Genomic DNA, 20340 nt, shown 5'->3' on the forward strand with positions numbered 1-20340 from the left:
AGAGCGCCCCGCGCGCCGCTATTGCGCTATCGTTCGTGGTTTACGCCCTGCTGGGCGGCTGTCAGGCGGCCAGCGCGGTTTCCGCCTCGTCGCACAATTCGGCGACGATATCCGCTGTCGACGCCTCGCCCTTTACCATGCCAACGCTCTGGCCTGCCATGACGCTGCCGGTTTCAACGTCACCGTCGATGACGGCGCGGCGCAGGGCGCCCGCCCAATAATGTTCGATCTGCAGCTGCGCTTCCATCATCTCGACTTCCTGGCGGTCGAGCTGTCCCGCGACGTCACGCTGCTTGGCGGTGAATTCCTCCGACGCGCGGTTTTTCAGCGCGCGTACCGGGATGACGGGCAGGCGGCTGTCCAGCTGTACGCTGGTGATCGCGTCGCGGGCAGAGGCGCGAATAAACGCCTTCTTGAAATTCGCATGGGCAATGCTTTCATGCGCGCAGACGAATCTCGTGCCCAGTTGGACGCCTGCCGCGCCCATTTCCAGAAAGGCGGCGATGGCGCGGCCGCGGCCGATGCCGCCAGCGACGAAGATGGGGACTTCGGTGATTTCCGGCAGGATCTCCTGTGCCAGCACGGTCGTCGTCACGGGGCCGATATGACCACCTGCTTCCATGCCTTCAACGACCAGCGCATCGACACCGGATCGAACCAGCTTCTTGGCGAGGCTCAGCGCGGGCGCGAAGCATATCAGCTTTGCGCCCTTGCCCTTGATCGCGTCGATCGACCCCTTGGGCGGCAGACCGCCGGCCAGCGCGATATGACTGACCCCGGCGGCGCCGCACACGTCGATCAGTTCCATCAGCTGCGGGTGCATGGTGATCAGATTGACGCCAAAGGGCCGGTCGGTGCGCTTCGCCGTCTCGGCGATTTCCTTTTCCAGCATCGACGGGTCCATCGCCCCGCAGGCGATCATGCCGAAACCGCCTGCATTGGAAATTGCCGACACCAGATTGCGTTCAGACACCCAGGACATCGCCCCGCCCATGATGGCATAGCGGGAACCCAGAAACTCCGTACCGCGCTTCATCGCGGCATCGAGGTGCGGGTGGCTCACGCCGTTTCGTCCACGTCCGGCGAATCAAGACTATAGGCCGAATGCAGTACGCGCACGGCCAGCTCGATATATTCCTCTGCGATCAGGACGCTGATCTTGATTTCCGAGGTGCTGATGGATGCGATGTTGATGCCGCGTTCGCCAAGGGCGGAGAACATGGTCGATGCGACGCCCGTATGGCTCTTCATGCCGACGCCGACGACGGACAGCTTCGACACCTTGTCGTCATAGCTCAGATTTTCATAGCCGATCTCTTCGCGCGCGGCCGCCAGCATCTCCATGACGCGCGGAATTTCCGAACGCGCGATGGTGAAGGTTACGTCGGTGCGCCCCTCTGCGTCGGCAATGTTCTGGATGATCATGTCGACATTGACTTCGTGCTTGGCGAGCGGCTTGAAGATCGCCGCGACCGCTCCGGGCTTGTCGGCAACGCGGGTCAGCGTCACCTCCGCCTCGTCGCGGCTATAGGCGATGCCGGTGATCAGCTGGTCTTCCATTAGATGTCCGATTTCTTCTTCTGATACGATGTCGGTGCCTGGCGCGTCCCGGAAACTGGACAGCACGCGCAGCTTCACCTTTTCCTTCATGGCAAGCTCGACGGAGCGCGTCTGCAGGACCTTGGCCCCGACGGAGGCAAGTTCCAGCATTTCCTCAAAGGTGATCTTTTCAAGTTTCCGCGCACGCGGAACGATGCGCGGGTCGGTGGTATAGACGCCGTCGACATCGGTATAAATGTCGCAGCGATCCGCCTTCAGCGCGGCGGCGACCGCAACGGCGCTGGTGTCGGAGCCGCCCCGGCCAAGCGTCGTGACCCGGCCGGTTTCCGCCAGACCCTGAAAGCCCGGGATTGTCGCGATGACGCCGGCCTGCATGGATTCCACCACACGCTCCGTCGCCATGCCGCGAATGCGCGCGGCCGCGTGGGTCGGCGATGTGTGTAGCGGCATCTGCCAGCCCAGCCAGGACCGTGCCTGCAGCCCCATGGACTGCAGGACGATTGCCAGCAATCCCGCCGTGACTTGTTCGCCGGAGGAGACGACGACGTCATATTCCGACGAATCGTGCAGCGGTGCCGCCTCTCGGCAGAAATTCACCAGACGGTCGGTTTCCCCCGCCATCGCCGAAACGACGACGGCAACTTCATTGCCGGCCTCGGCCTCTCGCTTCACACGTTCGGCTGCGGCGCGGATGCGCTCCAGCCCGGCCATGGATGTGCCGCCGAATTTCATAACGATGCGTGCCATGGGGGACGCCTGTAGGGGCGCAAAGGCCGATTGTGAAGAGAGCACTGCCAGAGGGCGCAAAATGCCCGATTCTTGTGCACAAATTTTTGTCTGCCAATTCCCTAATCAATTGTGAACGCGCTCGGGACCGGTTTTGCTGCGGTGCAGCGCAGTTGGTGGAACTGGCATGGTTCGTGCTGGCCTTCTCCCCATTCGTCAACAACCAGTACGAAAAGGGGGTGCATCCGTGAAACTCATCATCGCGATCATCAAGCCGTTCAAGCTCGATGAGGTCCGAGAGGCGCTGGAAGGCGTCGGGATCGCAGGGCTGACCGTATCGGAGGTGAAGGGGTACGGCCGTCAAAAAGGTCATACCGAGGTGTATCGAGGCGCCGAATATCAGGTGACCATGGTGCCAAAGCTGAAGCTGGAGATCGTGGCACCCACCGATCTGGCACCGCGCGTGGTCGAAACCATCGCACAGGTCGCGAACACCGGCTCCATCGGCGACGGCAAGATCTTCACGTTGGATGTGGAGGGCGCGCTGCGCATTCGCACCGGCGAGACCGCCGAAACCGCGCTCTAGCCTAAAAGGGGGAAATTTCATGACACGAACAATTCGCTCAGCAACCGCGCTGGCCCTGGGGGCGTTCGCCGCTCTTCCGGCCTGGGCGCAGGAGGGGGTCGCCGCCATTGCGCCCGCGGCCGAAAACGTCGCCGTGCCGAATCCTGGCAATAATGCATGGATGATGACGGCAACGATCCTCGTCCTTCTGATGATCATTCCCGGCCTCGCCCTGTTCTATGGCGGCCTCGTCCGCACAAAGAACATGCTGTCGACGATGACGCAGGTTGGGGCCGTCGCGGCACTCGCCATGCTGGTCTGGGTCATGTGGGGCTATGGCATGGCCTTCGGTCCAGAGGGGAATTCCTTCGTTTCGTGGGGCAAGTTCTTCCTTGTTGGCGTCACGCCGGATTCGACGGCGGCGACCTTCTCTGACGAAGTGATTTCGGAATATGTCTTCATTTCCTTCCAGATGACCTTTGCCGCGATCACCGCCGCGCTGGTTCTGGGCGGCATCGTGGAGCGTACGAAGTTCTCCGCCGTCATGGTTTTCACGATCATTTGGCTGACGATCACCTATTTCCCCATCGCGCACATGGTGTGGGCGGGCGGCGGCCTGTTGTTCGAAATGGGCGCGCTCGATTTTGCGGGCGGCACGGTCGTACACATCAATGCCGGTGTGTCGGCGCTGGTCGCGGCTCTGATCTTTGGCAAGCGCGCTGGTTATCCGTCTGAGCGGATGCCACCGCACTCCCTGACCATGACGATGATCGGTACCGGTCTTCTGTGGGTGGGCTGGTTCGGCTTCAACGCCGGGTCGGAGCTTGAGGCGGACGGCTTTGCCGGCCTGGCGATGATCAACACCTTCGTCGCGACGGCTGCGGGTGGCCTGTTCTGGATGCTCACGGAGAAGCTTACCGGTCGCAAGGGCTCTGCGCTCGGTTTCTGCTCCGGCGTCATTGCCGGTCTGGTCGCCGTCACCCCGGCGGCGGGCAATAGCGGACCGTTCGGTGCCATCATTCTGGGCGCCGCTGCCTCGATTGTCTGCTTCTTCGTGGTCAGTGTACTGAAGCCGAAGATGGGCTTCGACGACTCGCTGGACGCCTTTGGCATTCACGGGGTCGGCGGCATCGTCGGCGCCATTGGTACGGGCATTGTCTACCAGCCCTTCATCGGCGGGCCGGGCGATGGCTCCACCGCCATGGGTTCGCAGGTGGGCATCCAGATCGTTGCCGTCCTGGTAGCCATCGTCTGGGCTGCGGTCGGTACCGCAATTGCCGCCTTCATCGCCAAGGCCGTCACCGGTGGCCGGGTCACGGCAGAAGCGGAACGCGAGGGTCTCGACCTCGCGGAACATGGCGAACGGGCCTACAACTACTAGGGTCCGATACTGCTGAAAAACGGGGGCCGGGCGGCATAAGCTGCCCGGCCCCTTTTTATGTCATGAAGTGGCTGGCACCGCCGCCGGTTTTCATTCGTCCCCGGGGGGGCGCTGTCGCAGAGCCTTTTTCCGGCCCCGCACCACCTTTCGGTCAACCCGTTTCGCCCGTGCGGACCGGCTGGGTTTCGTCTTCACCCGGAACCGCGGAGGTATTGCGGCCTCGGTCAGCAGCGCCAGCAGGCGGGCACGCGCGGCCTCCCGATTGGCCGCCAGTGTGCGGTGCGTATCGGCGCGCATGACGATCTCGCCCGCCTTGGTCAGGCGCTGGCCGGCGGCACTGGCGGCGCGGCGTTTCACGGGTTCAGGCAGCGCTGATGCGGTCAGGTCGAAGCGCAGCGAGACGGCCGTCGACACCTTGTTGACGTTCTGCCCACCCGGGCCAGAGGCGCGAACGAAGCTTTCCTTCAGCTCATCCTCGCCGATCGACAGGCCTCGGCCTATCGACAGGCGTCCCTCCATGTTCGCGGCCTCGCTCATGTCTACGCCAGCGTCCGCCCCGCTCACCGCTTCGCGAGCGTCTCCAGCGTGTTCCGCATCGGCGCCAAATCATAGCCTGCATCTGCCGCCAGCTTGATGATTTCGTCGACGTCGCGCCCTTCACCGGCTTCCGCCAGCGCCCACAGCGTCGTGGACCGCGTACCCGAACGGCAGAACATCAGGGCGGGCTCCCCCACCCGGTTCAGCGCCTCGCGCATATCCTTCACCAGCGCTTCGGTCATCGGCTCGCGCCCCAGCGGCACATGGGCATAGCTCAGGCCGGCGTCCGCCGCCGCCGCGGCGATTTCCCCATTGGTGGGCTGCCCCTTATCCTCGTGATCGGGCCTGTTATTGATCAGGCCGTGAAATCCTGCCGCCTTGATTTCGGCAATGTCGGCGGGCGTGATTTGCGGCGCGGCCGAGGCGGCGCCGTCCAGCTTTCGAATATCCATGCCACGCTTCTGCCAGATCGGCGCGCCGCATGAAAGTGGCGGCGGCGTAACGTCGGATACGCCCCACAGTTCGTCGCGCGGCTATGTACGGCGTGACATATTTCGCCGATTGACCCTCTCAATAGCGGTCTGGCCGGGTGTCGGCGCTGCTGCTGCCGGGGGGCGAACTGTTTTTTGTTTGGAGAGTTCGGATGGGCCGCAAAACCCTGATTTCATGTACCGTTACAATATTGCTGCCTTTCGCCGCGCAGGCGGCCACCCTGCAGGTCGGCGCGACCCGTGCGCTGAAAACCCTGCCTGCGGCCGCCAGTGCCGCCCGCGCGGGAGACGTTATTGAGATTGATGCGGGCACCTATACCCAAGGGGCGCAATGGAATGCCGATAACCTCGTCATCCGCACAGCGCCCGGCGCGGCGGCGGGCAGCGTCATTGTGTCGGGCGGTACTGTTGCCGGAAAAGCCCTGTTCGTCACGGATGGCCAGAACATCACGATCGACGGTCTGCGTTTCCAGAATGCCTTCGTGCGGGATCAGAACGGCGCCGGCATCCGTATGCAGGGCCGCAATCTGACGGTGCTGAACAGCAGCTTTGGCAAGGCGGAGCACGGCATCCTCGTCGGTTCCAGCGATCCCGAGAGCACCTTGACCGTGCGGAATTCACAATTCCACGATTTCTACAGCCCCGGCGGGTCGGGCGTTCTGACCCATGGTCTTTATGTCGGCAACAGCATCGGGGAACTGGTGGTCGAGGATTCCACCTTTTCAAAGAACGTAACAGGGCATCTGGTCAAATCGCGCGCGCTTCGCACGACCATCCGCGACGTGACGCTGGACGGTCGCCAGGGAACCTCCAGCTATTTGATCGACGTGCCGGAGGGCGGACAGCTCGTCGTTGAGGATTCGGAACTCATCAAGGGGGCGAACAGCCCCTCCAACACTGCCATTGCCTATGGCTTTGAACGCTACAAGGGCGGGCAATTCGTTAATCCCGACGGATTCGTCTTTATCGGCAATAACAGCTTCACCAATTATCGCGCCTCCGGCACCAACACGTTCATCGAAAATCGTACCGATGTAGAGATAGAGCTGCACGAGAACGCCCTGACGGCGGCGGCGGGCAGGGTCGAACTGGTGCGTGGGCCGCATGTCGTAACGACCGCGGCAGATTTGCTGACGCCGATCGAAGGCGGACCGTCTGCGGCCCTTCCCATTGGCGATCTGCCGCCGTTCGAAGATGTCGCGCAGCCTTCGCGTCACCTTGCCGGTTTCGGCAATGCTTCCAGCACCGCCGTCGCGGTCCCGGCACCGGCTGCGGTCGGTCTGTTTGTCGCCGGGCTGGCTTTGGTGGGCACCCTGCGTCGCCGTCGCAAGGTTTAGCGTCTAGCGGCTGCGCGAATATTGCCGGGGCAGTCCGGTTGGGGCCTTGGTCGGATTATAACGGTCCGCCAGACGGCTTTGCCGGCTGTCCATCGGCTGCTCCACGCCCTCGATCCAGATGGCGGTAGGGGCGCTGGCTGTTTCCAGCGGATCGCCCGACCAGATCACGATGTCGGCCAGCGAACCCGGCGTGATGCGGCCCGCACCCCTCATTCCGAACATGTCGGCGGGGACGCTGGTAATGGCGGCGATGGCCTGCTCGTGCGTCAGGCCGGTTGCGCCGGGGATGCGTGCCTGCGCCACCAATTGCCCCGCCTGCTGTGGCAGTTGCGGGCTGATGGAGGGGCTGCCGACATCGGCGACTGCGACCTTCACCCCGGCTGCGACCATGCGTCCGATATTCGACTGGGTCGCGCCCAGCGTTTCGAACCGGCTGGGCAAATTCTGCATCGGAACGGCGATGACGGGCACCCCTGCCTGCGCCAGTTCGTCCGCGACCAGCCATCCCTCCGCAACGCCGACCAGGATCATCTTCATCTGCGGATAGTCGCTCCGCAGCGCCAGGACACGACGTATGTCGCTGGCACGGTCGACCTGGAACAGGGCAGCGGTGCGACCCTCCAGAACATCGACCAGCGCCTCCGCATCTGCCCGCGTCAGCAGCGAATCCTCGCTGCGGCCAAAGCTGTAACCATCGGGATTGCGGGAAAATGCGCGAGCCTCGGCCAGAGCGTCATCCAGACGCGCAAAGGCCGCGGCGCGACTGCCGCCCGCTCTTGCTGCGCCGGTTTCGCCCAATTGGATCACCTGAAAGGCGGTGCCGGGGACGGTCATGTCCGCCCTCTCGGCAGCCAGCGTGATCGGCCTGCCAATTCCGCCGAACAAATCCCCGCCCGCACCCGGCTGTACGACGGCGCGGGTTACGCCCTCGATCCGCGCCACACCAATGGCGGCCGATGCAGGATTCAGCGCATCGGCGACATCCAGCGATGCGGAATAGGGGCTGCGGCTGGCAGAGACGTCGTTGGTGGGCGCAACGCCATTTACCTCTACGATGCCCAGCTGGCTTGCTGCCGCGACGATGCCGGGTGTGACATAGGCGCCGGCGGCGTCGATTGTTTCCACCCCTGCCGGTGCAGCGCCGGTGCCAACATCTGCCACGCGTCCATCGCGCACGGTGATGGTGACATTCGCCTGCTCCGCGCCGCCCGTTCCATCGATCAGGCGGGCATTGGTGATCGTAAAGGACTGCGCGAAGGCCGTGGCGGAAAACCCCAGTGCCGCGCCTGCCAGCAGGATCAGCCCAGCGCCTCTAGCTGCCAGATTCCGGCTCATTTCGGGTCTCCTTCACCGGGCTGGCCCAGTTCAAAATCGCTGACCGGGCGCAGGCCCGTATTGACGTCGTACAGCAGGGCGCCGTCGATCCAGACCTGCTCCGGGCGGGCATAGACGCTCAACGGTTCGCCGTTCCACAGGACGACGTCGGCGCGCTTGCCCGCTTCCAGGCTGCCGATTTCCTTGTCGATGCCCAGCGCCCTTGCGGGGTTGATGCCGACCCACGTCCATGCGGTTTCGTGGGAAATGTCCAGCCCGGCGCGATTGCCGTCGGCCAGTGCTTTGGCGGTTTCCTGATTCAGCCGCTGAATGCCGATATCGTCGTCCGAATGGGTGATGGCACATGCGCCCGCCGCATGAACGAAGGGGATGTTTTCGCGGATGCCGTCATAGCTTTCCATCTTGAAGCCCCACCAGTCCGCCCACATCGCCGCGCAGGTGCCGGTTTCCTTCAGCAGGTCGGCGATCTTGTAGGCTTCGACCGCGTGGTGAAACGCGCTGACCTTATAGCCGAATTCCTTGGCCAGATCGAGGATCAGCGCCATTTCATCGGCGCGATAGCAATGATTCTGCACCAGGATTTCGCCGTCCAGAACACCGCGCAGCGTATCGAGCTGAAGGTCGCGTTTCGGCATGTCCTTCGCCTTGGCGGTGCCGTCCTCCACCTTCTCGTCCCAGGCGTCCCATTGACGGTCATATTCCACCGCCTTTTGCCAGGTCATGCGGTACAGCGCGAAATTGCCCATCCGGCTGCCAGGCATCCGGCCCTTGCTGCCGTACACCCGCTTAGGGTTCTCGCCGCAGGCCATTTTCAGGCTGTAGGGGGCGTTTGGAAACTTCATTTCCTGCACCGACCGCGCGGGCACGTTTCTCAGCGTGACGCCGCGCCCGCCGAACAGATTGGCGGATCCCGGCAGAACGTGCAGCGTGGTGACGCCCGCAGCCAGTGCGCGGGTAAACCCCGGATCCTGCGGCCAGACGCCATGTTCGGCATGAACCTCCGCCGTCACGGGGCCGGTTACTTCATTGCCGTCGCTGTGCGCATCTACACCGGGGGACGCGTAATTGCCCAGATGGGAATGAATGTCGATGATACCTGGCGTGACCCATTTACCGGCGGCGTCAATCCGTTCCGCATCGGCAGGCGCGGTCAGATCCTGTCCGATCGCGGCAATCCGGCCGTCCTGCATCAGGACCATTCCCCCCATGATCCTGCCGCCTGCGCCGTCGTAGATATTCGCGTTTTCGATCAGCGTGGTGCGGGCGGCATAGGGCGCATAGGCCGATGGGTAGGGATTGTCCGCGCGGGCCGCCGGCAGGTCGGACGCGGCGGCAGAGCTTCCCGCAGGCGAATCGCCGGACGTCGTGGCACAGGCCGCCAGCGCGATGGCGGCGGTCAGGGGAAGAAGCTTATGCACGTGGTTTCTGCTCCGGTCTCGGGTCCATACCTGCTGCCTGTGGTTCCGCGAGCTCCTGCTGGCCTGCAAGGCTGTGGTCGACATCATCGTCGGTCAGCGTGTCGAGATGCATCAGCTTCTTGATGAGCGGTGAGACGATCATGACGGCAACGCCGACGCCCATCGCGAACACGCCCACCGTCTGATAGACGTCCAGCACGACGGTCTTGCCCGCTTCCGCGCCCTCCAGTCCTTCGCCACCCGTTGCGGATGCGATCAGCCCGGCGGCGAAATTGCCGGTGGCCGAAGCAAAGAACCAGGTGCCCATGATCAGGCTGGCCATGTGCACCGGTGCCAGACGGTTCATGGCGCTTAGGCCGACCGGTGACAGGCACAGCTCGCCGGTCGTGTGGAACAGATAGACCAGAAAGATAAAGATGACCGGTGTCGGCACGTCGACGCCGACCCATTCGGCGCCCCATACCAGCACGAGAAAGCCCAACCCCACCTGCACCACGCCCATGCCGAATTTCAGCGGCGTAGACGGTTCGCGCCGGTGGCGACCCAGCCAGGTCCACAGGATCGCAAAGACTGGGCCCAGCAGGATGATGTAAATGGCATTGATCGACTGAAAGACGGAGGCGGGTACCCCGCCGCGGTCGACATGCCGGTCGGTGAACAGGTTCAGCGAGGATCCAGCCTGCTCGAACAGCGCCCAGAAGATGATCGACGTCAGGATCAGGAACAGCGCCGCGAAAATCCGGTCGCGGTCATGCGCCGGCAGCTTCGCGACGGCGATGAAGATGACATAGAGGACCAGCGCGCCGCCGAATCCGCCCAGCATATAGCCGACCAGCGACTGGTTCTGGATGGCCAGCCAGCAAAGTGCGACCATTCCCAGCCCGGCCAGGTACATCCACCATTCGAGGTTCAGCCCGGCCACCTTCTCCTTCAGGCGGGCAGGATCCTTGGCCTCTCCGCGGCCGAGCAGCAATGGTTTGCCACGGATGAAGACGAGCAGGCCGGCCAGCATACCGAATCCCGCCAGACCAAAGCCATAGGCCCAGCTATAGGTCTCGCCGATATAGCCACACAGCAAAGATCCCAAAGCGGCGCCGAGATTAATGCCGATGTAGAAAATCGTGTATGCCGGATCACGGCGAATGTCGGTGCGCGTATAAAGCTGGCCGACGATCACGGAAATATTCGCCTTTAGAAAACCTGTGCCGACGATGATCAGCGCCAGCGCCAGCCAGAATATCGGCATCATCGGATTGGCCTGTCCCAGTGCGCCGTCGCCCTCGAACGCCATTAGGAAGTGGCCCAGGGTCAACAGGATCGCGCCATAGGTGACCGCTTTTCGCTGCCCCAGATATCTGTCGGCCAGATAGCCGCCGACGACGGGGGTGATGTAAACAAGTGCGGTATAGGCACCGTAGATCACGGACCCTTCGCTGTCGGAAAATGCCCAATGCTTCACCAGGTAGAAAATCAGCAGCGCGCGCATACCGTAATATGAGAAACGCTCCCACATTTCGGCAAAGAACAGGACAAACAGACCCTTGGGGTGTCCGAAGAAAGTGCCTGCACTATCTGTGGGCGGCAGCCCCGCTGACGAGCCGGCGGACATGTTCGGCATTTGGGCTAACTCCCCCTGTTTACCTGTGTAACGCGCGGGCGGCCGTCTCCGCGCCGACCGTACCCTCTAATCGAAAACCCTACTGCGCCCTGCCAATTAAGAAAAGCGGGAAGGGCGACATGCCTTCGGGCGGCCCTCCCGTAACCACTGGGTTTCGCTAGGGGCATGTGTTTCCAGCACCTGCTATCGCCTGTGCCACCCCGGCGCTTGGCGCGTGAACGGGTTTGATGGAGGCTTCAGATGACCGACCGCCTGAAGGGCAAGACAGCACTCGTATCCGGCGCTTCCTCGGGGCTGGGCCGCAGTGCCGCGCTTGCCATGGCGCAAGAGGGGGCGACCCTGATCGTCGGCGCCCGTCGCGAGGATCGGCTGAACGACCTGGTCGGCGAAATCGAGGCTTCTGGCGGAACCGCGCATGCCATTGGCATGGACGTAACGGACCGGGAAAATTTGGCTGAGGCCTTTGCCCGCATCGAGGATCTGACCGACAGGCTGGACATTCTCGTCAATTCGGCGGGCATCGGGAAAGTCGTGCCCTTCCTTGAAAGCGGGCGCGACGATTTCGACGAACATTTCAATGTCAATGTAAAGGGCGTGTGGCGCGTCAGCCGCGATTTTGCACGTCTTGCCGTTGCGCGCGACCATGGTGGGTCCATCATCAATGTCGCGTCGATGCTCGCCCTTGGCGTCCTGCCGGGCCAGACGCTCTACTGCGCGACCAAGGCAGCGGTCCTTCACATGACCCGCGCCATCGCCATAGAGCTGCAGCCGCGCGGCATTCGCGCCAATTGCGTATGTCCCGGCTATTTCACGTCAGAGATGACGACGGAGTTCGAGGAAAGCGAGCGTGGCCAGCGTTACATCCGCCGGACCCCGGCGGGCCGATTTGGAAACCCACACGAACTGGACGGCGCGATCGTCTATCTGGCCAGCGACGAAGCGGCCTTTACCACAGGCACGCATATTTCCGTCGATGGGGGCCACAGCGCGCGTCTGATCTGAGCCGCGACGAAGTCCCAGCGAAGTTTCTCCTTTCGTGGGAAACAGGGTTCCCGCTAACGTAACGGCATGATGAAAACCGGACGCCTTCTCACCCTGATTTGCGGCCTGATGGCGGGAATCGCCTTTGCCTTTGCATGGAACCAGTCGCGTCCTCAGGCGGTCGCCCAGCAGATTGCCGACGTTGTCGAGGACGGCGCCGATACCTTGGGCAAGGCACGGCGTTTGCCCGGTAGCCAGGAAGAAGTGCTGCTGTCCTACGCGCCCTTGGTGCAGGAGGTCGCGCCGGCCGTCGTCAATGTCTATTCGGCGCGCACGGTCCCCGGCTCGCGCACGGGAAATCCCTTTTTCGACCAGTTCTTTGGCCGTGGCCGCATGTCGGCGCCGCCGCGCACCCAGCAATCGCTGGGGTCCGGCGTTATCGTCGGGGAGGATGGGCTGATCGTTACCAATAACCATGTCGTGGAGGGCGCCGACCAGATCCTCGTCGCCCTGACCGACCGGCGCGAATTCCCGGCAAAATTGCTGTTCGCCGATGCGCAGCTGGATCTGGCGCTGTTGCAAGTGGATACGGGCGGTGTCGCCCTGCCGACCGTCACGCTAGGCGATTCGGAGCGGACGGAGGTCGGCGATATCGTCGTCGCGATCGGCAATCCCTTTGGCGTGGGCCAGACAGTGACCAGTGGCATCGTTTCCGCCGTCGCGCGCACCGGCGTCGGCATTTCCGACTATCAATTCTTCCTGCAGACCGACGCCGCCATCAATCCGGGCAATTCCGGCGGCGCGCTCATCTCGATGGATGGCAGCCTGGTGGGCGTAAATACCGCGATTTATTCACGATCCGGCGGCTCCAACGGCATTGGTTTTGCCATTCCCGTCAACATGGTCCGCCAATTCCTGGCAGGCGCGAAGACCGGCCGTGTCGTCCGCCCTTGGCTCGGCGCGCAAACGCAGGCAGTGACGCGGGAACTCGCCGGCAGTCTGGGCCTAGATCGGCCGTCCGGCGTTCTGGTTCGGGAGATCAGCGAGGGTGGTCCCGCCCAGCGCGCCGGCCTGCGCGTTGGCGACGTCATCATCGCTGTCGATGGACAGGCGGCAACGGACCCCGGCACGCTGCGGTATCTGGCAGGCAGTCGGCCCCTGGGTGAAAGTGTACCCATCACCGTCCTGCGTGACGATGGCGAACAGCGGCTGTCCGTGCGCCTGGTCGAGCCGCCCGAAACGCCGCCGCGCGACGAGACGCTGCTGAACGGCGAACATATCTTGACCGGCATCCGCGTCGCGAATCTCAGCCCGCGGCTAGCCAGCGAAATTGGCAATGGCGTCCCGGAATCGGGCATCATCGTGACGGGTCTGACCCGCGCTGCACCCGCTGCCCGGCTGAATTTCGTCCGGACCGGCGATCTGATTCTGGCGATCAATGGCGACGCGGTAACGACGGTCGCCGGGCTGCAGCGCGCGCTGTCAAACCCGGGTGCAGCCACCAATGTGCGGTTCTCGCGCGGGGGGCAGGTCGCGGAATGTCTGTACCAACCGCCCAATTTCTTCCGCTGTCGCAGCTAAAGACCGCCCGACGAAAAGGACATTGGGCCTATGTCGGCCCCCGCCCTTTGCGCGCGCCTAGAACGGCAGCTTGAATCCCGGCGGCAGCGGCAGGGAGCTGGACATTTTTTCCATCTCCGCCTGACCGGCGGCATCCGCCTTCGTCTTGGCGTCGTTGAACGCCGCCGCGACAAGGTCCTCCAGCATTTCCTTGTCGTCGGGCACCAGCAGGGAGGGGTCGATGTCGACCTTGACGATGCGGCCCTTCGCCGTGGCGCGGACGGTGATCAGACCGCCGCCCGACTGCCCCTCGACCTCGATATCGTCGAGCTTTGCCTGCGCCTGCGCCAGCTGTTCCTGTACGTTCTGCGCGGCGCGCATGATTTCTTCCATGGATTTCATCGGGCTGTCCTTTGTTCCCTGGCCGTCACCGCGGCCGTGTCATCTATATCATAGTCGATCAGTTCGGCGTCCGGAAACGCTGCCAGCGCCCGGATGAAATTGGGGTCGGTCCGCACGCGGGTCTCCCGCTCGCGCGCCTGGTCCTCCTCCATTTGCTGGCCGGTTCTCGCCCGGTCGGCGGCGCTGGCATCGAACTGCAGGTCGACTGCATTGCCATATTTGTCCGCCATCAGGCGCTTCAAGGTCGCGAACTCCGGATCGCGATCCGATGCACGCCGCCCGCTCAGGACGATGCGGTCCGGCGCGAAACTGACCAGGCCCGCCCGCTGGTCCAGCCAGATAAGCAGCTCCGGCTCCACCTGCTCCTCGACATGGGCGATCACCTCGCCGAACGAGGACGGGCCCGCCTGTGCAGACGCTGCGCCTGGCACCGCCTTCGTCAAGGGCGCGCGCGGGATAATGGAAACATTGTCGGCGGGCGACGGAACGTCGCGGCTGAGCATGTTCCCGTCTGCGACCCGCCCGGAACGGTCCTCTCCGGCGACCGGCTCATGACGTGTTTCCGGCTGCGATTGGGGCAAGGGCGGCTCCGACCGTACCAGTGGCACGTCCACAGTTTTCGATTCCAGCGCCTGCAGCAGCGCGCCCGGATCGGGCATGCCGGCCGCGTGGATCAGCCGCAGCAACACCATTTCCGCCGTCTGCAGCGCCATGGTGCCGCGCTTTACCTCCTCCAGCCCCTTCAGCAGCAATTGCCAGAAGCGGTGGAGGGTTGCCGCGCTCATCGCCTCGGCCCATTCGCCGATCTGCTTGTGCCCTTCGGCGGACATGACCAGGTCCACTTCGGCACCAACCTGAACGCGGGTGATGGCGTGCACCGTTTCCAGCAGCGCCTCGATCGCCATGTCCGGGGCGACGCCCAGCACATATTGCTCGTTCAGTTCCTTTAATGCGGCCTGTGCATCGCCGGTCAGTACAGCCGCCAGCAGCGCACGCGTGCGGCCCCGGTCGCTGAGGCCCAGCATGGTGCGGACCGCCTCTGCGCTGATTTCGCCCGCACCGTGCGCAATCGCCTGATCCAGAAGCGACAGGCCATCGCGGACGGAGCCTTCCGCAGCGGCGGCGATCAGGCGGATGGCATCCGCCTCTATTGCGACGTTCTCCTTTTCCGCGATGCTGGCGAAATGTTCGACCAGCAGGTCCGACGGGATACGCTTCAGGTCGAAACGCTGCGTCCGGGACAGGACCGTTACCGGAACCTTGTTCAGCTCTGTGGTGGCAAAGATGAATTTCACATGGTCCGGCGGTTCCTCCAGCGTCTTCAACAGCGCGTTGAACGCGCTTTTCGACAGCATGTGGACTTCGTCGATGATGTGGATCTTGTAGCGGCCGGAAACGGCGGCGTAGCGCACCGAATCGATCACGTCGCGCATGTCGTCGACGCCGGTATGCGATGCGGCGTCCATTTCCACCACGTCGATGAAGCGCCCGTCGGTAATCGCCTTGCAGGGTTCGCAGACGCCGCACGGGTCGATCGTCGGCCCGCCGGTGCCGTCCGGGCCTACACAGTTCAGCGCCTTTGCGATCAGGCGGGCGGTGGAGGTCTTTCCGACGCCGCGTACCCCTGTCATCAGAAAGGCGTGGGCGATCCTGTCCTTTGCGATGGCATTGCCCAGCGTCCGCACCATCGCGTCCTGACCGATCAGGTCGGCAAATTTGGTCGGGCGGTATTTACGGGCCAGAACGCGGTATTCCGCCTTCGGGCCAGCGGGGGGTGTGGGTTCAAGGGCGAATTCCGACATGCCCTGAATGTAGGGTCCCGGCGACCGAATGTCGAAGGCTGAGTGCTGGTTTCCGACGCGCCCCTAACGCGCATTGCCTGTCGGTCCGGCACAGTCGCGCACGATGGGCAGGGACAGGGTGCTGGCCAGAGGGCCTTGCAGCCTAGCTGGGGGCATCCTTGGCAGGGTCGGTCCCGTTCCCTGCAGCGATTTTCCTTATCCTCTCCAGCGTTTCCGGCGTATCGCAGTCCAGAAAGATCGCATCGGACGGAGCCTCTACGTCGGCGATATGTTCCTGCCGCTGCGCCAATAAGGTCTTGCCGCCGAAATCGCCCTCGATTCCGGCCAGGGCGGCGAAATGGTCGCGGCCCCACAGCACCGGATTGCCGCGCCGCCCGTCACGCACCGGCGTGACGATCGTGGAGCTGTCCCTTGCCGCGGCAATCATGCTGCGCAGCAATTCCGGTTCGACCAGCGGCATGTCGCCCAGCATGATGATGATGGCATCCCATTCCGGTGGCAGCGCCCTGATTCCGGCCGCCAGGGATGCGCCCATGCCGTCGGCATAGGCGTCGGCATGGACATAGGCGATGTCGGCGGGCAGCGCCGCGCATGTGCTTTCCGCCTCGTGACCGGTTACGACGAGCAGCGGCAGATCGGCCGATTGCGCCGCAGCGACCGTTTTTCCCACCACCGTACCATCTGCCAACGGCGCGATCAGCTTGTTGGTGCCCATGCGCGTCGAACGCCCTGCGGCGAGGATCAGGGCGCCGACGGTACGCACGGCGCGATCCGGCGCCGCCTCCCTTGGGTCCGGCCGTTCGACCTCCGCCAGGACGCCGCCAATGCCCATGCGCGCAATGTCCTCCGCCGTTACGACGAGCCCCGCGAAAATACGTTCCAGCACCATGTCGAAACCATTGCGCTTCGGGCTTCGTGCGCAGCCGGGCAGGCCGATTACCGGGCGCCCGTCCATGCTGCCCAACAGCAGCAGATTGCCCGGATCGACCGGCATGCCCAGCCGCTCCACCTTGCCGCCCGCAGCCTCCAGCGCGGCGGGAATGACGTCGCGCCGGTCGGATGTCGCAGAGGCGCCGGCGATCAGGATCAGGTCGGCATGCGCCGTCTTTAGCATGTCGGCCAGTGCCGCGACGTCGTGGGCAGGGCGGGGCGCCTCTCGCATATGCCCGCCCAGGGATTCGACGCGCGCCTGAGTAACCTTCGCGGTCTTCAGCAGCATTTTTTCCGCCGTCTCCGCCAGCCGCGTTTGAATCAGCAGCACGTCTGTCGATGCAAAAGGCGCAACATGCAGCGGCGCGGCGGCGCGGGCTGCCTCTGCAATCAGGTCACCGGCAACGAAAAACGGAATAATCTTGACCGTGGCGACGATGTCGCCGCGCCGCACGCGTTGCCAATCGGCCAGCGCACCGAGCGTGATGGGCTCGGCAACCGCATTGACCGCATCGATGCTGTCGCGGCTGATCCGTACCACGCCGTCCCCGGCGGCGCGCAGGTTCACACGCCCGTGCCGGGCGGGATCGGCTGTTACCGTGTCGCTGGCAAGGATCGCCGCCAGCCTGCTGGCGGCTTCGTCTTCCGCAATGTCGCCGGGTTCCGGAATGGCGACCGGCAGATGCGCCAGGCCGGAGCGCCGAACCTGTTTTATATCGTCGGCCGAAAGGACGGTCCCCTTGGCCAGCCCGGCATGGCGATGCGCGAGCACGGCACCTTCGCACCGCTCGAGAGGGAAGTTTCCAAAGTCCACTTCAGTGGCGGGATCGCCATGTGGCGACCATTTCCGCCGCCACGCTCAGTGCGATTTCCGGCGGATTGGCGGCGCCGATGTCGAGGCCCGCCGGCCCCTTGATCCGGGCAATGTCGGACTCGGAAAATCCCTCTGCCAGCAATCTTTCCACGCGCGCGGCATGCGTGCGCCGGGACCCCAGCGCAGCGATATAAAAGGCGTCGGAGCGGAGCGCGGCGATCAGCGCCGGATCGTCGAGTTTCGGATCGTGGGTCAGCGTGACGACGGCACTGGCCGCGCCCGGTCGCCATTCCGCCAGCGCTTCGTCGGGCCAGCGATCGTCGATGTCGATGCCGGCAAACCGCTCACCCTTCGCAAAATTACCGCGTGGATCGACCGCCCGCACATCATAGCCGAGCGTCCGCGCAATGGGGATCAGCGCCTGGGAAATGTGCACCGCACCGACGATCATCAGGGCCAAAGGCGGTGAATAGCTGCGCGCGAATGCGCCTTCCGCCGCCTGTTCCGAGGTGACGCCGTCAGTGCCTGTATAGAGCGTCAGCATCTTGCCGGCGTCCCGACTGGAGATGATGCGGTCCAGATATTCGCGGGCAAAGCCGTGGGCGCCCACCGGCTGCACCAATATTTCTATCTGTCCGCCGCAGGCCAGCCCCACCTCCCACGCCTTTGCATCGGCAACGCCGTAGGACAGGCGCTTTGGCACCTCTGTGTCGAGCGCGGACAGCGCCTCCGTCACCACGTCACCTTCGACGCAGCCGCCGCTCACCGATCCCTCGAACAGGCCGTCGTCGCGGATGAACAGATGCGCGCCCTGGCCGCGCGGCGCGGACCCCCAGGTCCGTGTCACTGTTGCCACGGCGACGCGGTGGCCATCGTTCAGCCAGCTTCGCGCGGTGCGGTAAATGTCATTCACAGGAATTGAAGGGCAACGATCCCGGCGGCGATCGCAACGACGATCAAGGCCCAGCCTGCGGGGCCGAGGCCGCGCCCGGATGCGCGAAACGGCTCGTTGGCGTCGACGGCGCCCACGGGTGCGGCCTCCTCGGAATTGGCAGTCTGAGGCGCGCCGTTTTCTGTCGGACCGGCTTCGGTGATTGTCGCCGCCTCCGGAGCCGGAGCCGGAGCAGAAACAGAAACAGGGGCCGGTGGTGATTCGGCTGGTAAAGCGCCTTCCACCTCCGCGCGGAAATTCTCGAAGAAGCGTTCGGCATAGCCCTTGGCCGCGCCCTCGACCAGACGCGCGCCGAGCTGCGCCAGCTTGCCGCCGACCTGCGACGATGCCGTATAGGTCAGCAGCGTGGTTCCCGGTGCTGGCTCGGCAAGGTCGATTTCCGCACTGCCCTTGGCGAAACCCGCGACGCCGCCCTTGCCCTCGCCTACCAACACATAACGGCTGGGGGGATCGGATTCGGTAATCGTCACGGCGCCTTTGAACTTTGCGCGGACCGGGCCGACTTTCGCGTTCATTTCGCCTGCAAAACCGTCGTCGGTGCGCGTCAGCGACTCGACTCCGTCAATGCAACGGGCCAGCGTGTCCGGGTCCATCAAGGCCGCCCAAACGTCTTGCCGCGATGCGGAAATTTCCTGTTGTCCCGTGATCTGCATCACGCGTCTCCTTAATCAGGCTGCCAATGAGATCGTCTTCGCCCGCTACTAAGATCATAGTTAAGGTTCAAGAGACGAGGATTTGTTGCTATACTGTCCTTTGGGTGTAACGAAATTGCACAGGGGACCATATTTGTGAACGCGAGTGGGGACGGATTGGAGGCAGTCGACGACGAAGATCGTGCCGCATCGGCACAGGATGCCGCCGAGGAGACTATCAAGCTCGCAGGAACCGTCAAATGGTTCGACAGCGTTCGGGGCTATGGATTTATTGTGCCGGATGATGGCGGTAGCGATGTTCTGGTGCATTTTTCCTGCCTGAAGGAACATGGCCGACGTGCGCTGCCGGAGGGCGCGACCGTGGCTTGCCTGGCCGTTGACCGACCGCGTGGTCGACAGGCGTTGAGGCTGACCGAAATCGACCTTTCGACCGCGATCGGCCCCGATCCCGATGCCGGCCCGAGTCGCGACCATGACGATCCGCTGAAACTGCTGGAAAAGGCGGGGCCGTTCGAACCATGCCGGGTCAAATGGTTTAATCGGCTGAAGGGGTACGGCTTTCTGGTCCGGGACAACGACGGATCGAAGGATGTTTTCATCCACATGGAAACCGTGCGCCGGGGCGGGCTGCTGGATCTGGAACCGGATCAACTGGTCGTCGCCCGCATTGTCGAACGGGCCAAGGGTCCTCTCGCAGCTGCCATTGCCGATGCTGATCACGGCAATGATGACTATTATCAGGGACAGCGGGACGGGCAGATGGTGCCGAATATAGGGAAAGAAGCCGCAGAGTGACCGGGTTTTCGTGCGGTCGGCACCTTGTTGCCGTCATGATGCTGTTACTGGTGTGGGGCTGCCAGTCGTCGCCCGGCGGGTCGGACGTCGCCGCCGACGCGACCGCAGGCACTGTCCCCCTCCAGATCGTCACCGATTCGGGCACCCGGGAATATCGCATCGAACTGGCGATCACGCCGGAAGAGCAGGCGCGGGGACTGATGTACCGGCAGGAAATGGAGGCGGACGCGGGCATGCTGTTCCCCTATGATCCGCCGCGCAGCGCCTCCTTCTGGATGAGGAACACCTACATCCCGCTCGACATGATCTTCATTGCGCCCGACGGCACCATCGAAAGCGTCGCGTCCAACACCATTCCGCTGTCAACGACGCCCTATCCGTCGCGCGGGCCGGTGAAGGCGGTCCTGGAACTGAAAGGTGGAGAGGCGGGACGCATCGGCGCCCGGGCGGGCGATCGGGTGATTTATACTCTGCCGGAATGAT

19 protein-coding genes are annotated in these 20340 nt (G+C 63.8%); 7 read left to right on the top strand and 12 right to left on the bottom strand.

Translation table 11 applies throughout. From position 1 onward, the window contains the following. Positions 1 to 61: 61 nt before the first annotated feature. Both ACSMXM_RS11455 and ACSMXM_RS11460 read right to left on the bottom strand, forming a co-directional pair. Complete coding sequence (locus ACSMXM_RS11455; protein ID WP_460316427.1) at positions 62 to 1036, bottom strand: NAD(P)H-dependent flavin oxidoreductase; 975 nt, start codon at positions 1034 to 1036, stop codon at positions 62 to 64. A gap of 23 nt (positions 1037 to 1059) precedes the next feature. Next, positions 1060 to 2307: an aspartate kinase gene (locus tag ACSMXM_RS11460; protein WP_460316198.1), complete on the bottom strand. Its 1248-nt coding sequence runs from the start codon at positions 2305 to 2307 to the stop codon at positions 1060 to 1062. Positions 2308 to 2533: 226 nt separating this feature from the next. On the opposite strand from ACSMXM_RS11460, the gene ACSMXM_RS11465 reads away from it, so the two are divergent. Together ACSMXM_RS11465 and ACSMXM_RS11470 are read left to right on the top strand one after the other, a co-directional pair. Beyond that, complete coding sequence (locus ACSMXM_RS11465; protein WP_460316200.1) at positions 2534 to 2872, top strand: P-II family nitrogen regulator; 339 nt, start codon at positions 2534 to 2536, stop codon at positions 2870 to 2872. A 19-nt stretch (positions 2873 to 2891) separates the two neighbouring features. Beyond that, the gene (locus tag ACSMXM_RS11470) at positions 2892 to 4232 is read left to right on the top strand and encodes an ammonium transporter (protein WP_460316201.1); all 1341 of its coding nucleotides are present in this window, start codon (positions 2892 to 2894) and stop codon (positions 4230 to 4232) included. A gap of 90 nt (positions 4233 to 4322) precedes the next feature. Here ACSMXM_RS11470 and arfB read toward each other — a convergent pair whose 3' ends face one another. Further along, entirely contained in the window at positions 4323 to 4769 is a 447-nt protein-coding gene (gene arfB / locus ACSMXM_RS11475; RefSeq protein ID WP_460316202.1) for an alternative ribosome rescue aminoacyl-tRNA hydrolase ArfB, read from the bottom strand. 23 nt (positions 4770 to 4792) lie between these two features. Beyond that, on the bottom strand, positions 4793 to 5221 hold the full coding sequence (locus ACSMXM_RS11480) for a protein tyrosine phosphatase family protein (RefSeq protein WP_460316204.1): 429 nt from the start codon (positions 5219 to 5221) through the stop codon (positions 4793 to 4795). Between the two features lie 191 nt (positions 5222 to 5412). Between ACSMXM_RS11480 and ACSMXM_RS11485 the strand changes: the two genes are divergently transcribed. Beyond that, positions 5413 to 6597, top strand: coding sequence for a PEP-CTERM sorting domain-containing protein (locus tag ACSMXM_RS11485; RefSeq protein ID WP_460316205.1), 1185 nt, complete (start codon positions 5413 to 5415; stop codon positions 6595 to 6597). A 3-nt stretch (positions 6598 to 6600) separates the two neighbouring features. On the opposite strand, the gene ACSMXM_RS11490 is transcribed toward ACSMXM_RS11485, so the two are convergent. From ACSMXM_RS11490 to ACSMXM_RS11500, 3 genes are read right to left on the bottom strand one after another with little or no spacing between them, the layout of a single operon-like run. Then, a complete protein-coding gene (locus tag ACSMXM_RS11490; RefSeq protein ID WP_460316207.1) occupies positions 6601 to 7932 on the bottom strand; it encodes an amidohydrolase family protein in 1332 nt (443 codons plus the stop codon). After that, on the bottom strand, positions 7929 to 9350 hold the full coding sequence (locus ACSMXM_RS11495) for an amidohydrolase (RefSeq protein ID WP_460316209.1): 1422 nt from the start codon (positions 9348 to 9350) through the stop codon (positions 7929 to 7931). Before ACSMXM_RS11495 ends, ACSMXM_RS11490 begins: the two co-directional genes overlap by 4 nt. Next, positions 9343 to 10959, bottom strand: coding sequence for a peptide MFS transporter (locus ACSMXM_RS11500; RefSeq protein ID WP_460316429.1), 1617 nt, complete (start codon positions 10957 to 10959; stop codon positions 9343 to 9345). The genes ACSMXM_RS11495 and ACSMXM_RS11500 overlap by 8 nt, the downstream gene beginning before the upstream one ends. A 249-nt stretch (positions 10960 to 11208) precedes the next feature. Between ACSMXM_RS11500 and ACSMXM_RS11505 the strand changes: the two genes are divergently transcribed. Together ACSMXM_RS11505 and ACSMXM_RS11510 are read left to right on the top strand one after the other, a co-directional pair. After that, the gene (locus ACSMXM_RS11505) at positions 11209 to 11970 is read left to right on the top strand and encodes an SDR family NAD(P)-dependent oxidoreductase (RefSeq protein ID WP_460316210.1); all 762 of its coding nucleotides are present in this window, start codon (positions 11209 to 11211) and stop codon (positions 11968 to 11970) included. A gap of 66 nt (positions 11971 to 12036) precedes the next feature. After that, complete coding sequence (locus ACSMXM_RS11510) at positions 12037 to 13530, top strand: Do family serine endopeptidase (protein WP_460316211.1); 1494 nt, start codon at positions 12037 to 12039, stop codon at positions 13528 to 13530. 57 nt (positions 13531 to 13587) lie between these two features. On the opposite strand, the gene ACSMXM_RS11515 is transcribed toward ACSMXM_RS11510, so the two are convergent. The 5 genes from ACSMXM_RS11515 to ACSMXM_RS11535 form a co-directional block, all read right to left on the bottom strand. Beyond that, positions 13588 to 13911 carry a YbaB/EbfC family nucleoid-associated protein gene (locus ACSMXM_RS11515; RefSeq protein ID WP_460316212.1) on the bottom strand — a complete coding sequence of 108 codons (324 nt, stop codon included), beginning with the start codon at positions 13909 to 13911 and terminating at the stop codon, positions 13588 to 13590. Further along, positions 13908 to 15713 carry a DNA polymerase III subunit gamma/tau gene (locus ACSMXM_RS11520; protein ID WP_460316213.1) on the bottom strand — a complete coding sequence of 602 codons (1806 nt, stop codon included), beginning with the start codon at positions 15711 to 15713 and terminating at the stop codon, positions 13908 to 13910. The genes ACSMXM_RS11515 and ACSMXM_RS11520 overlap by 4 nt, the downstream gene beginning before the upstream one ends. Positions 15714 to 15855: 142 nt before the next feature. After that, complete coding sequence (locus ACSMXM_RS11525) at positions 15856 to 17415, bottom strand: NTP transferase domain-containing protein (RefSeq protein WP_460316214.1); 1560 nt, start codon at positions 17413 to 17415, stop codon at positions 15856 to 15858. A gap of 43 nt (positions 17416 to 17458) precedes the next feature. Next, positions 17459 to 18370 (bottom strand): XdhC family protein, encoded by a 912-nt coding sequence (locus ACSMXM_RS11530; RefSeq protein WP_460316216.1) that lies wholly within the window; start codon positions 18368 to 18370, stop codon positions 17459 to 17461. After that, positions 18367 to 19062 (bottom strand): CoxG family protein, encoded by a 696-nt coding sequence (locus ACSMXM_RS11535; RefSeq protein ID WP_460316217.1) that lies wholly within the window; start codon positions 19060 to 19062, stop codon positions 18367 to 18369. Before ACSMXM_RS11535 ends, ACSMXM_RS11530 begins: the two co-directional genes overlap by 4 nt. Positions 19063 to 19197: 135 nt before the next feature. On the opposite strand from ACSMXM_RS11535, the gene ACSMXM_RS11540 reads away from it, so the two are divergent. Both ACSMXM_RS11540 and ACSMXM_RS11545 read left to right on the top strand, forming a co-directional pair. Further along, a complete protein-coding gene (locus ACSMXM_RS11540; RefSeq protein ID WP_460316218.1) occupies positions 19198 to 19857 on the top strand; it encodes a cold-shock protein in 660 nt (219 codons plus the stop codon). Beyond that, entirely contained in the window at positions 19854 to 20339 is a 486-nt protein-coding gene (locus ACSMXM_RS11545; protein ID WP_460316219.1) for a DUF192 domain-containing protein, read from the top strand. The genes ACSMXM_RS11540 and ACSMXM_RS11545 overlap by 4 nt, the downstream gene beginning before the upstream one ends. Position 20340 lies beyond the last annotated feature (1 nt).

Source organism: Pacificimonas sp. ICDLI1SI03 (assembly GCF_054740865.1).

What these genes read in the sequence shown, in the direction of transcription:
- ACSMXM_RS11460 (WP_460316198.1), bottom strand. Translation starts at nt 2,307, where the DNA reads ATGGCACGCATCGTTATGAAATTCGGCGGCACATCCATGGCCGGGCTG.
- ACSMXM_RS11470 (WP_460316201.1), top strand. Translation starts at nt 2,892, where the DNA reads ATGACACGAACAATTCGCTCAGCAACCGCGCTGGCCCTGGGGGCGTTC.
- ACSMXM_RS11510 (WP_460316211.1), top strand. Translation starts at nt 12,037, where the DNA reads ATGATGAAAACCGGACGCCTTCTCACCCTGATTTGCGGCCTGATGGCG.
- ACSMXM_RS11490 (WP_460316207.1), bottom strand. Translation starts at nt 7,932, where the DNA reads ATGAGCCGGAATCTGGCAGCTAGAGGCGCTGGGCTGATCCTGCTGGCA.
- ACSMXM_RS11520 (WP_460316213.1), bottom strand. Translation starts at nt 15,713, where the DNA reads ATGTCGGAATTCGCCCTTGAACCCACACCCCCCGCTGGCCCGAAGGCG.
- ACSMXM_RS11535 (WP_460316217.1), bottom strand. Translation starts at nt 19,062, where the DNA reads ATGCAGATCACGGGACAACAGGAAATTTCCGCATCGCGGCAAGACGTT.
- ACSMXM_RS11500 (WP_460316429.1), bottom strand. Translation starts at nt 10,959, where the DNA reads ATGTCCGCCGGCTCGTCAGCGGGGCTGCCGCCCACAGATAGTGCAGGC.
- ACSMXM_RS11480 (WP_460316204.1), bottom strand. Translation starts at nt 5,221, where the DNA reads ATGGATATTCGAAAGCTGGACGGCGCCGCCTCGGCCGCGCCGCAAATC.
- ACSMXM_RS11515 (WP_460316212.1), bottom strand. Translation starts at nt 13,911, where the DNA reads ATGAAATCCATGGAAGAAATCATGCGCGCCGCGCAGAACGTACAGGAA.
- ACSMXM_RS11455 (WP_460316427.1), bottom strand. Translation starts at nt 1,036, where the DNA reads ATGAAGCGCGGTACGGAGTTTCTGGGTTCCCGCTATGCCATCATGGGC.
- arfB (WP_460316202.1), bottom strand. Translation starts at nt 4,769, where the DNA reads ATGAGCGAGGCCGCGAACATGGAGGGACGCCTGTCGATAGGCCGAGGC.
- ACSMXM_RS11505 (WP_460316210.1), top strand. Translation starts at nt 11,209, where the DNA reads ATGACCGACCGCCTGAAGGGCAAGACAGCACTCGTATCCGGCGCTTCC.
- ACSMXM_RS11485 (WP_460316205.1), top strand. Translation starts at nt 5,413, where the DNA reads ATGGGCCGCAAAACCCTGATTTCATGTACCGTTACAATATTGCTGCCT.